The following is a 13,053-nucleotide window of genomic DNA, read 5'->3' as shown; positions in this document are numbered from 1 at the left end:
TATTGTTTGTAATACTTTGTAATTGAACACTATAAAGTTACAACAATTTTCGCTAATCACCAAATTTACAAATAGTTATAATTCATCGAACTCACGTTAAATTATTTATCCCCATTAATCTAATGGTAACAAATTTATTATTTTTTTCGGAACATCTATATAAAGAGTCGCTACCTTTGACCACTGCAATAGTGTTTCTATATGGACATTTTATTTTAAAATAAAATAATTTTTTACTGATACATATATACCGAAAATCTTGTAATATCTACACGGCCAGGAACATCAATCATCTGATATTTCAAGAAACGAGTGTCTATTCTCTGATCAAATTTGATAGTTTGGGTATAACCACTTGTTTCGAATACTCCTATAGACTCCCAAGTAGTACCATTTTCTGAAGTAAATAATTCTACTTTAGTTGGAGCATACTGATTTGCCCAATGCTGAGTCTGTATACCTGATATAGTTTTTACAGATTTAAAATCTACTGTAAGCCAGAAAGGCACTCCATTAGTAGCCACATCATTACTTCCTGTACCTGCCACAGTGTTAGCTCCCGGGTTTTCTACTCCGTCCATGAAAGTAAAAATCCATTCTTTCGGCGTAGTAACCAGTACATCTTGTTTGGGTTTCTCGGCTGTTTTCTTCACAGTAAATGCAAACCCTTTATTAAATTCGCTAAAAGTAACTCCCTGAGCATTCGAATTTACAGATTTCATGTTTATGTTAAGAGTGTATTCAGCAGCTTCTTTATTATCAGCCAATTCAGACCAGTCAGTAATACTTAAAGTAATAGGTTCTGACTGTTTTTGCCCAGCTTTTATTACGGCCTTCTGTGAACTCAAAGCAATTTTATCTGCACTGATAGGAAGAGTTGTAGTCACTTCAATATCTACAGTTACATCTTGCTCTACTGGTTTTGATGAAACAGCCATGAACTGAAAGTCGATCTTACCTTCTACTCCTGTACCTTCTGCATGATTCAAAGTAAACTCGGTAGTAAGAGGTTTCAAATAATCTACAGGAAGCAAGGAGATATAGCTCATATTCCATTCATTCAGTTGGTTTTCATCATCATCATTACATGATGTAAAAGGAATGGTTCCACCTATCAAGGCGGCCATTAATATATAATGAAAAAACTTTTTCATACTATTAGTCTTTATTTCATTCACCTCTCTGAGAGACAGAGAGGTGAATTATTATTAAAATTATTTATTTCCAAGGAGTTGCTGTATCAGTAGATAAGATACCATCTACCCAAGTAACATTTTGCTTGGTTTCCAATGTATAACCATGTTCTGTTACATCTTTAAATACAGTATAAGTACCATCGCTTCTTTGTTCGGTTGTACCTTCGTCCATACGCCAGTATGCTTCCAATCCGGCAGCTTTCGGGCTTACCTGTGTCATACTATTCTGAATCTGAGCTGCATTGCGGGCTACAGACCAGATACGTATCTGGCTTACCAGAATCTTACAGCCATTCCACCAACCTGACTGATTTCCATCTCCATCAGTAAACCAACCAATGCCTTTGAATTTCAAACAAGGTTTTCCACCTTCCAACTTACCACTTTCAACACCATTTACATAGATACGATAAGTAGTTCCATCGAAAGTCACAGCTATATGCTGCCATTTATTTACATCAAAATGATTGGTTGGATTCACATATGAACCATTCAACTGAATCTGAACCAATGAGTGAGCAGGATGATCATTATTGGCAGACTGAGGGTCTTCAAAACGTAATAACAGACTACCTCCGCCAGCTTCTCCATCACTGGTAGTAAATACGGCACGGTTACGGTTATTAGTATCACTAATCTGGAAACGTGCTTCTACAGTATATTGAGAATAGCTCTTCGGGTCTGAAGCATATTCCGGTGAAGACAACTTAGCACCTCCATAGAACTGAGGAGCTGAGAACTGAATAATATTTTCAGCTAATATCACATAAGATCCGGTATTATCCATGACAGGATAATTACCATCTTTCGAAACCAGTCTGACAGGCAACGCATAAGCTTCTCCCGAATCTACCATTTCCTTGGTAAAAGCTTTCAAAGTTATTGTTGTTTCTTCAGCATTATATTCTCCTGATTTAATAACAATATCTTCGGGTAAAACATATTCACCTTCAGGAATGGTTACGTAACTTGTACCATTCTGCTTATTGTATGTTTCCAATACAGAAGGATCTACCACAAGTTTATAATGACTGTCTACAGAAGCAGCATCACTCATATGAATATTGATTGTAGTTGTGGTTTCTCCTGTAGCCTGAACAGTTACTTTTGTACCTGTTCCATCAAGTGCTTCATTTATATAAGCATGAGTATCAAGAACAGAATATTCTGCATCATCACATGCTGCAAATATTCCCATACCAGCTATCATCGCTGAGCAAAAGAATGTTTTTATATAATTCAGTTTCATAATCTAATTAATATTTAAGTAATGAATGTGAAGAAGGATTCATAATCTGAATAGCTTTACGCAAATTCTTATATTCAGGGCTGGTTCCATATTCAGCTTCCATGTGATAAGTACCTACGCCACCTTTACGGAAACCATTTGAAGGTTGCCAGCGAGCCATACCTTCCAATGACATCATGGAATTGCCATAACGGTCTGTATAAGGATAACCTCCATTCATGGCTGCATCAACTGCTTCAAAGTTTTCAGTCATTATGGTCATATTCGTTACTCTTTCTTCGCCAAGTTCTTCACCATAAGTCTGAACTAACCCGTTTCCTGCTATTCCACCAGAAATCAGACGTCTATCCAAATTTGAATCACTATTTGCTCCTGAAGTGTACGCTTGAATAACAAAATAATCAAAATAATGTCCTATATCTGGTCTGTTCTTAATAGTCTGAGGTTCTCCGTCGATTAACAACAACTTACCTGTACCCGATTTAGGTCCTAAATGCTTACCTAATTCGTCTACAAATATGAACATATTATTATCATCATCTACAATGTTACCATTATATCCATAGGAAGGTTCATAGTCGATATCAAATCCATCATATCCATACTTATTAATAGTATCAACAATAGCAGAAGCATATTTACGAATAGAAGCTTCTACAGCTTCTTTATCGCTTTCATCTTTAGGCCATCCCCAGAAATCATTTACAGCTTCCTGCTCAGATGAATAACCTTTTTCTTCCCAAGTATCGTATACGTTTTGAGGAGTAATCTGAGTACCTACAGCAGTAATAATAAAGCACAGTGTAAAACGAGTACCCTTTACTTCCTGACAAAAGCGTAAATCTTTAACTTGTGCATCAGAAAGATTAGACCAGTTTCCCCAAATAGATACAATATCTACACTATCGGGAATACCAGCTAAAGAACTCTTCATAAAAGCTCCTTCTCCAGTCCAGTTACCAAACCATCCAAAAGCTACAGAGTGTTCACTTTGTTTATAGGCACGTAATGCAGCATAATATTCATCAGAGGTTATTTCTTCTGGAAACGACTTTGCTTCCATATCTGTCCAATCACTACAACCTACAAAAATGGAAGTCAGTAATGACAAACATAAGGTATATAATAAAGATATCTTTTTCATAAATTTTCATTTAACGTTATTAGTTCTTTTTAGCCCACTTCAAATCGGTTGCCGGTGTATCAGCTCCACCTAAATCGGTAGCTCCCTGATCGCAATTCGCTTTATTATTCTGCTTTTCTGTATATGGGAAAGCCAGACGACGCATACCACGAGTAGTACTTACTACATTATTAGAAAGGTTATCGATACAAGGATACATTTCAGGATATCCGGTACGACGATATTCAGCCCATGACTCCAAGCCCAGCGGATAGTTGGCAATCCATTTCTGAGTAATGATACGCTGGAAGTTCTTTCCTGTAAGCGTATTATCAGAATCATCCCATTTTACAGAAACAGTATTACTGATAGTTGCTGCAGCATTCTGAACGTTGTCTTTCAAGTGAGAAACCATTGGAGCTGCATCAATTTGCATATATTCTTCACCTGAAACATTATATTGACTCATTGAAAGGTTGATACCTTCTTCGTAGTATGCCTTTGCGTCCTTATCACCTACGTTCCAGCCACGAAGTTTACCTTCTGCACGCAAGAAAGCTGTTTCTGCTGCACAGAATACCAACATAGGATCATTAGCTGTTACATTAGGAGATGAAAAGCCACCAGCATTTGCCTTGATTACATCTTTATCTCCTGTACGCATTCCAACATACTTGTCTGTCATACCCGAAATAGTAGACTTATTGAAATACTTTTCTCTACGAGGATCTTCGTATGCATTCATGTAATCTACAATATTTGCATTTACGCGTAAGTCTCCCCAGCTTACAGAAGCAATCTGATAAGGATTATTTTGTGTACCACAACTCATAATCGCATTATCAGCATTAGTTTCGATTAACCCTGCTCTGTGTGAAGTTGCTGCTTCAGCCGCAGCTTTTGCTACATCGGGCAAGAAATCACTAATACGCATAGCTACACGCAGACGCATCGAGTTAGCCAACTTTGCCCAACTTGCATAATTACCACTGAAGACAGGATCATTTGATGCTAACGGAGCATGACCATTGGTTTCTACACTGTAATCATACAATACATCAGCTGCATTAGCCAAATCATCCAAAATACCCTTATATACCTGTTCTTGAGTATCATAACCCACATAAAAGTTTCCTTTCTTCACCTGGCTATAAGGCATCGGACCGTAACAATCAGCCACACGCAACATCGTAATAGCTCGAATCATACGAGCAAATGCATAATAGTGACCAACCGAATTTGTAGCTTCCTGTATCTGAAAGAAGTTACCATAGATTTTCTCAAAATTAGTATTCCAGGGACTGGCATTCCAAGCATCGCTTACGTTAAACGTTCCAAAGTTTGTACCACTCCATGTATTAGAAGGACACAAATATCCTCCAAATTGTCCTACCATCTGATCTTGCATCTGAGAATCGTTCTGCTGAATATTCACAATGGTTTCAATCATTGATTTCATCAAAGTCGCAGGATCAGCTTCATGAATCTGATACTGATTCGTGTTGTATTCTTCAAATTTATCAGTACAGCTTCCTACCATCAGTAACAAAGCAGCACCGGCTGTTATATTTCTTATATATTGTTTCATGACATTAGTCTCCCTTATTAGAATTGAACTTTTACGTTAAAGCCAATATTACGCAAACTCGGCTGCATAAAATAGTCTACGTTCATATAGTAGTTACTTGAAGTAGATGCAGAAAGTTCCGGGTCAAACGGAGCTTTGCAGTAAATCAGCCACAAGTTACGTCCTACTAAACCTAAAGTAACATTTGCTACATTCTTAAACCATTTTTTAGGAAGAGTATAATTCAAACTTAACTCCTGCAAACGAACGTTTGTAGCGCTATACAAATAGTAACGTCCATAACCACCTTCACCAGTACCAACGGTCTGATAATATTTCTGAGCTTCTACCATACCATTATTAATAGGTACACCACCATTATCACGAGCTGTAGCAGAAGATTCTGATACACCGTAATAATCCAAGATACCCTGAGTAGCAGAATAAGCAAGACCACCTACACGAGCTGTCAGTACAACACCTAAATCAATACCTTTATAAGTAAAGTGGTTAGTCCATCCCAAGTTGAAATCAGCGTCCAAATCACCTACTTTAGTAGGAGTAGAAGAAGTGCTCATGCTAATATTACCGTTTTGATCGACTTCTATATTACCATTATTATCACGAGTCAACTGATTATATACGTAGATGTCAGTCATAGAACCTCCTTCTGTCAAGATAACACGAGGAGCAACGTTTTCCTTACCCAACCATCCAACGTACATTTCATCCATCTGAATTTCTTCGCCTGTTACAGGGTTAATACTACCACTTGCCAAACGTTTTACTTTGTTACGGTTCAAAGTAAATGTTGCATTAGATGACCAGCCGAATCCAGCCCATTCATCATGGAAACCTAAAGCTAATTCAAGACCTTGGTTCTGTACATTACCAGCCTGTACAATTGCTTTGTTATAACCAGATGAAGAAGGAATATCTACCTTAAATGTTTGATTTAAAGTATTAGAACGATAATAAGTAGCGTCTAAGTTAAAACGGTTTTCCCAGAACTTCAAGTTTAAACCAACTTCCCAAGATTTAGTCTTTTCCGGCTTCATATTATCCATAGGGAATACGGTCGGATTTTCCCAGTTATGAGTCTGTCCGTTATATTCATAACCCGGATTTGTCAAGAAACGGTCGAATGAAGAGGCAACAACTGTATATGATCCACGTACTTTTGCATAAGTCAACCATTCAGGAAGGCTCATCATTTCAGACAAAACAGCAGACAAACCAACAGAAGGATAGAAGAATGACGACTGATTAGAAAAAGCCAATTTAGAATCCCAGTCATTACGTCCAGTCAATGTCAAATACAACTGATTTCTCCAGCTCAATTCAGCACTTGCAAAAACACTCTGAATTTCGTCCGTATAACCACTTGGCTCCGGCTTATAGTTAGAAGAGAAATTGATATTGTTCATTTGGAAGAAATTCGGGATAATCAAGTCGCCTGCAATGGACAATTCATTCATTGATGTATGATAAATAGATCCACCAAAGTTGGCATTCAAACGGAATTCTCCAAATGTCTTGTCAATTGAACCCAATACATCGGCATATAAAGCACGTTCCTGACGCATTGCATCTTTCAAACCACCACTCAAGCCACAGAATGTAGTCAGTGTAGATGCATACTTTTCTTCCCTGTTACGATAGTCAGAGTTATCCAAGTTTACACGTCCTGTAATATTGAACCAGTCTGTAACTTTCCATTTCAAAGAAGCGTTCAACATATAACGTTTCTTTTCTGAAGTACGAAGAATACGATTCTGAATCCAGTAAGGGTTCTGCAAAGACATACCTCCATCTCCATAAGGCCAGTACTGTTCCATATAACCATAATTGGTGTTATAACGTTCGTACAAACGAATTTCATCGAAGTTATCACCGCGAGGGAACAAATACAAAGCTGGCAGCGGGTTGTAATACTGTCCTTGTGATACCATGTTCTTATTATTCTGAATAATGTACTGAGCACCGATATCCAATGTCAGGCGATCATTCAGGAAGTTAGTCGTATTACGAGCTGTAAAGTTATAACGATTATAGCTGTTATTAGGCAAAATACCATCAGAGTTAGTTGTAGAAGCAGATAAATAAGTCTGGTTCTTAGCATTACCTGTAGACAGAGCTATAGAGTTAATAATATTTGTTCCAGTATTAAAGAAGTCAGACGGATCGTATCTTCTATCAGTCAAACCTCCCCAACTGAACAAACCGGTGCTTGTACCATAGCGGTTTTGCATTTCCGGCATGATGTATGCCTTCGAGAATGTTGTACTATTTGAAACAGTAACAGAAGTACGTTCTGTTTGTCCTTTCTTGGTTGTTACCAAAACGACACCATTGGCAGCAGCAGATCCATACAATGCTGCAGCAGAAGGGCCGGTCATCATGCTGACACTGGCGATATCATCCGGGTTCAAGTCGGCTACGGCATCCGAACCACCCATTTCACCAAACTGTCCTTCACCACCGCTACTTCCGGTATTAAACATAGGCACACCATCGATTACATACAAGGCATTGTTATCTTTGGTCAAAGATTTCATACCACGCATTACAACACGAGTTGCACCACCGGCACCAGTTGCACCACTACTAATCTGTACACCGGCAACCTTACCAGCCAAAGAGTTCATGAAGTTGGCATCCTTTACAGCAGTCAAAGCATCACCTTTCACTTCCTGCACATTATAACTCAATGCTTTCTGTGAACGTTTAATACCCAAAGCTGTTACAACAACTTCATCCAACACCTCTGTGTCTTCCTTCATTACAATTTGGCCTAATTTAGCACGAACTGGCAAAGTCTGAGTCTTGTATCCAATATAGGAAATCTCAAGTGTTGCTCCTTCATTAACTGACAATGTAAAATTACCATCTATATCGGTAATCGTACCATTAGTCGTGCCAACCTCAAGAATACTTACCCCAATAAGAGGTTCTCCCTTGGCATCAACAACTTGACCTGTTGTGGTGACCTTTGCCACAGAACTTGATGACAACGATCCATTCAATACTGAAACACCACTTTCGGCAGCATATGATGCTACGTTATATCCAGAGGCAATCAGCAAAAACAAGAGTAATTTTGAAAATTTACTTCGTTTCATAGATTTAGATTTAGTTTATTATTAAAAAATTCCGCTTTCATAAAAGCAGGGGCAAAGATAATTATTTTATATATACAATGCGCACATACAAAATAATTGTCTTTGCTCTTTAATAATAATTAAATATCAAAAAAACTAAACAAAGTAAAATTAAATTACTTAATTTATAAGCTTATTTTACTATTATTTCATCAACAAACTGAATACCATCCTTATACAAAGAATCAGCCATAGCCTGATATCTGATATAACGGGCATCAGTCTCTCCCTCCCAACCGAATTTTTTAAATGATACAGAATCATCTTTTTGTACCTGATGTTTGATAGCAGTCAACTGAGTATAATCTTTTCCGTCAACAGAAGAAGAAATAACAACTTCAGATGGCATAAATACATAAGGTCCGCAAATCTGCATGAAATCGGCAGAAACAGAATGAATCTTCGTTACCTTTTCTAAATCGATAACTACATCCATACGATGATTTTCTGCAAATCCCAGCCAACGTTTATCATTATAATTCCAACCTCCGCGCAAACCATCGGTCAATGTCTTTTCTCCATTAGCCGGATAATTCGGCCAATACGGTATATTAAAAGTAACTTTCTTACCAACAGCCAAATGTTCTACCGGCTGGTTGTACTCTTTTCTATTACCTATTTCCTTAGCATAGTCAAAAGCATTATACCCTTTAGCCTTGAGCTGAGGAATAATCTTCAGGATCCGGTCATGGAAAGAATCCCATGATTTTCTTTCAGGAGCAGTCCACGCCACTTCCGACAAGGCGATAGCACGTGGATAAAGCATATATTCCATATGTTCGTCAGTAGGAATATATTCGGCCCATACATTAGCTTGCACTCCCAATATCATCTTTTGATTATCAGCGCTGAGCGAATCGGGCACGGGATTATAAGAATAAACCTTACTCAAAGGCAAATATCCTCCGATAGCCTCAGGCTGAGAATAAGGTGCATCCTGATAACTGTCAAAATAACAATATTCACCCGGAGTCATTATTGCATGATGTCCCGACAAGGCGGCATCAATACCACCCTGTTCACCTCGCCATGACATGACGGTTGCGTTTGGAGCCAAACCTCCCTGAAGTATTTCATCCCATCCCAACAAGCTACGTCCATGTTCGTTCAAGAAACGTTCAATACGATGTATCAGATAACTTTGCAATTCATCTACATCTTTCAAACCTTCCTCTTTCATGCGTTTCTGACACAACGGACAGGTCTTCCAGGCACTTTTCGCTGCCTCATCACCTCCAATATGAATATATTCAGAAGGGAACAGTTCCATCACTTCGGTAAGTACATCTTCAAGAAACTCGAATGTCTTCTCATTTCCGACACAGAAATCAGACTGTTTGCCCGGCTCATGCGTACACGACAATTCCGGATAAGCTGTTAAGACTTCATCCGAATGAGAAGGCATCTCTATTTCAGGAATAATTGTAATACAGTGCTGACGAGCGTACTCCACCATTTCACGGATATCATCTTTGGTATAATAGCCACCCTGAGCCTCCGGATCGGTTTCTTCGCAATAACCTCGGTCACCATTCCACCATTCCTTCCAAGTCTTACCCTTTCTCCAGGCAGCAAACTGAGTCAGACGTGGATACTTATCAATGGCTATTCTCCAGCCCGCAGCATCGGTAAGATGCAGATGCAGTCTGTTGAACTTATAATGCGAAAGCAGGTCTATCTGCTTTTTCACAAAATCCTTCGAGCGGAAATGACGGGATACATCGAGCATGATACCACGATACGGAAAGCGAGGTTCATCCAAGACATCTACCGACTGTATGCAACCCTCACCCTGCTCTGCCAACTGTATCAAGCTCTGTACACCATAAAACAATCCAGCTTCCGACAAAGCTTGTATCTTTACTCCATCCTCGCCTACATGAAGCGAATAAGCTTCAGGAGAAGTTACCCCACTGATAGAATCTGTCAGCTCCAGCTGAATGCAATTATTTCCGGGCTGAGCTGCTGCAAACGATACAGGAAAACTGGTTTCCGAAAATGCAGTTTCCACAATAGTCTGTGCGTCCTTGCTGCCGTTAAATATGATACGAGTATCTTTATTCCATTCAAAAGAACCTTTTCCAAACGAATACGAAAGAGGTTCCGGGGTTATGCCTACATCAGTTTTCTTCGTGCAACTGACAACCAGCAGCATTGCACAAACGATAAAAAACAACAGAGAGATTTTCTTCATATACTTACTAATTTAAATTTATTTCATCAACCAGCAAAAACGGCGTAAGTCCCGCATTCAAATGCCATTCGGGCATACGCTTCTCACTTACGACCTTTATTTTAACAAAAGCAGCCTTACAAGGGTCAAACGAAAGTTTATGCTCGGCAATGGTATCGCCATCCGAAGGCTGCATGGCAGGATAATCTTGTGAAGCAACTTCTTTATAGTTTTTCCCGTCGCTGGAAACGGCAACCGAGAATTTCTTCGCATCGAACAGCCAGGCATCTTTTCTGACATACACATGAATGGTGGCCGAACTTAATGTAGTTTCGCCTTGCATATCAATAACAGCCTCCAAGTCATTGCCGGCAACAGCTACCCATGCTCCTGTATCGAAACTGTGATTTCCGCGACGACCGTCGACCAGCACCACCGGACCGTCGGGGGTGAAGTTTTCCTGATTGGGCTGAAGCAGCTTGACAGGTTTCAGCGTAGCTTTATTGAAACGGATTGTATCGATAGAAATCTTGCTCGTACGCGATGAATGCACAGCCATTGTTTTCAGGATGGCATCTTTATCTATTGTAAACGGACCCGTATATTTTGCGGATTTTTCAGTAGGATCCTGACCGTCGAGTGTATAATAAATCGGATCGTCGGCCATAGTACCCAACTGTACATTCAGTACATGTTTCGCCGTATCGGCCTTTATATCTACATTTACATCGAAGACATGTGTAGCATAATTCCAGCCATAACAATCGTATATAGCCGTAAGCCGAGGTATACGGGTAAGAAAATCTTTATAGTCTTTACGCGACGGGTCGCTCCACTGCACTTCTGCCAAGGCTCCCATACGGGGAAGAGTCATATACTGCACCTGACTGAATGAAGGAATATATTCGGTCCACAAATTTGCCTGTACACCTTTTATATATTGTTGCTCTTCCTCATTGAGTTCTTTCGGCATAGGCTCGTAGCTATATGTTTTTTCTATCGGCAAGTATCCACCGATAGCCAGAGGCTCGTCTTCCACCTGTTTCGACTGATAATAATCGAAATACAAATAAGTATTGGGCGTCATAATAACATCATGGTGCTGATGAGCCGCTTCGATGCCGCCACTTTCACCAATCCACGACATCAAAGTTGCACCGGGAACCAGTCCGCCTTCCAGTATTTCCGTCCAACCTATAATCTGTTTGCCTTTTTCATTCAGACATTTCGTCGCCTCATGAATCATATAACTTTGCAGACGTTCCTCTTTGGTATGCTTTGCATCCGACTTCAGGCCCAATGCCTTTATACGAGCCTGGCACTTCGGACATTTTGCCCAGCGTACCTTCGGACATTCATCACCACCTATATGAATGTATTCCGAAGGAAACATATCGGCTACTTCGGACAAGACATCTTTCACAAACTGCAACGTAGAATCGTTTCCTACACACAGCACATCATCCGATACGCCCCATGTTTCTCTCACCTCATAAGGTCCTCCCGTACATCCCAGCTCAGGATAGGCAGTAAGGGCAGCCTGCATATGGCCCGGCAGGTCTATTTCCGGAATAATTGTAACATAACGCTTGGCAGCATAATCGACAATGTCGCGAACTTCTTCCTGAGTATAATAACCTCCATAGGGAGTTCCATCATACACGCCACTACACCAACGTCCTACAACCGTCTGCTTTCGCTGAGAAGCAACCGACATCAGTTTAGGGTACTTCTTTATTTCGATACACCATCCCTGGTCGTCAGTAAGATGCCAGTGAAACCGATTTATATTGTGCAGCACGCACATATCTATAAAAGTCTTCACTTCGTCTACCGTAAAGAAATGACGTGCCACATCCAGCATGGCACCTCGATAGGCAAAACGAGGTTTATCGTAAATTTCAACAGCCGGAAGATTTACATTTATGTGCCGGGCTACGGGAAGCGACTTGCGTAATGTCTGGATTCCATAAAAGACTCCAGCTTCGGAAGCACCGGAAATGCAAATCCGCTTATCGTTTACAACCAGTTTGTAAGCTTCCTTATTATCGTCGGTCAGGTCGAGTGTCAGGCATATGGCACCATCAACAGGTATTCCTGCCCGAAGAGTGAGCTTCAATCCCGTCTGACGAGATACATAGTCTGCCAGAAATTCAGCGTTGTCACGCATCTTTGCATTATTCTCCGGATAGACAACAGCTATTCCATCCTTCAACAAAAAAGAAGAGTTTCCTTTGCAGCTTATCTCCAAAGGCTTAGGGATCACCTCATAATCAGAATTTAATGTTTCTTTTGGGGAACACGATACGAGATAACTCGACAGAAAAACGCAACACAAGCTTATGAAGCTAAATGAAATTCCTTTCATAGGGCAAGATAAGATTTAAGTATAACTAAATATAGGCATTGTTTCATTATTTCAAAAACAACCTTCTACAAAGGTAAGAATAATATTAGAAAGTCGGATTTATTAATTAAATATTTTAACGTGAGTTCGACGAATTGTAAGTGTTTGTAAATTTGGTGATTAGCAAAAATTGTTGTAACTTTATAGTGCTGAATTACAAAGAATTACAAACAATAA

The 13,053-nt window shown here is 39.6% G+C and carries 7 protein-coding genes; all 7 read right to left on the bottom strand.

Annotation, left to right across the window (positions count from 1 at the left end):
* Positions 1-233 precede the first annotated feature (233 nt).
* The 7 genes from ACZM60_RS13020 to ACZM60_RS12990 all read right to left on the bottom strand — a co-directional run bounded on the left by ACZM60_RS13020 (position 234) and on the right by ACZM60_RS12990 (position 12,837).
* A complete protein-coding gene (locus ACZM60_RS13020; RefSeq protein ID WP_489521714.1) occupies positions 234-1,154 on the bottom strand; it encodes a DUF4999 domain-containing protein in 921 nt (306 codons plus the stop codon).
* Between the two features lie 64 nt (positions 1,155-1,218).
* The gene (locus ACZM60_RS13015) at positions 1,219-2,448 is read right to left on the bottom strand and encodes a DUF1735 and LamG domain-containing protein (RefSeq protein ID WP_418586668.1); all 1,230 of its coding nucleotides are present in this window, start codon (positions 2,446-2,448) and stop codon (positions 1,219-1,221) included.
* Between the two features lie 4 nt (positions 2,449-2,452).
* On the bottom strand, positions 2,453-3,589 hold the full coding sequence (locus tag ACZM60_RS13010) for a glycoside hydrolase family 18 (protein WP_021970814.1): 1,137 nt from the start codon (positions 3,587-3,589) through the stop codon (positions 2,453-2,455).
* Between the two features lie 19 nt (positions 3,590-3,608).
* Positions 3,609-5,156: a SusD/RagB family nutrient-binding outer membrane lipoprotein gene (locus ACZM60_RS13005; RefSeq protein ID WP_021970813.1), complete on the bottom strand. Its 1,548-nt coding sequence runs from the start codon at positions 5,154-5,156 to the stop codon at positions 3,609-3,611.
* Between the two features lie 17 nt (positions 5,157-5,173).
* Positions 5,174-8,257 carry a SusC/RagA family TonB-linked outer membrane protein gene (locus tag ACZM60_RS13000; protein ID WP_489521713.1) on the bottom strand — a complete coding sequence of 1,028 codons (3,084 nt, stop codon included), beginning with the start codon at positions 8,255-8,257 and terminating at the stop codon, positions 5,174-5,176.
* 172 nt (positions 8,258-8,429) lie between these two features.
* Positions 8,430-10,490, bottom strand: a complete 2,061-nt coding sequence (locus tag ACZM60_RS12995) for a glycoside hydrolase family 20 protein (protein ID WP_489521712.1) — start codon at positions 10,488-10,490, stop codon at positions 8,430-8,432.
* A 7-nt stretch (positions 10,491-10,497) separates the two neighbouring features.
* Positions 10,498-12,837, bottom strand: coding sequence for a glycoside hydrolase family 20 protein (locus ACZM60_RS12990; RefSeq protein WP_489521711.1), 2,340 nt, complete (start codon positions 12,835-12,837; stop codon positions 10,498-10,500).
* Between the last annotated feature and the right edge of the window lie 216 nt (positions 12,838-13,053).

The organism is Phocaeicola sp. (assembly GCF_057861905.1).
Note: the sequence above shows the minus strand (reverse complement) of the source record. Positions and strands in the feature narration are given on the sequence as shown.

Coding starts and splice junctions, on each gene's coding strand:
- ACZM60_RS13020 (WP_489521714.1), bottom strand. CDS start 1,154: ATGAAAAAGTTTTTTCATTATATATTAATGGCCGCCTTGATAGGTGGA.
- ACZM60_RS13010 (WP_021970814.1), bottom strand. CDS start 3,589: ATGAAAAAGATATCTTTATTATATACCTTATGTTTGTCATTACTGACT.
- ACZM60_RS13005 (WP_021970813.1), bottom strand. CDS start 5,156: ATGAAACAATATATAAGAAATATAACAGCCGGTGCTGCTTTGTTACTG.
- ACZM60_RS13000 (WP_489521713.1), bottom strand. CDS start 8,257: ATGAAACGAAGTAAATTTTCAAAATTACTCTTGTTTTTGCTGATTGCC.
- ACZM60_RS12995 (WP_489521712.1), bottom strand. CDS start 10,490: ATGAAGAAAATCTCTCTGTTGTTTTTTATCGTTTGTGCAATGCTGCTG.
- ACZM60_RS12990 (WP_489521711.1), bottom strand. CDS start 12,837: ATGAAAGGAATTTCATTTAGCTTCATAAGCTTGTGTTGCGTTTTTCTG.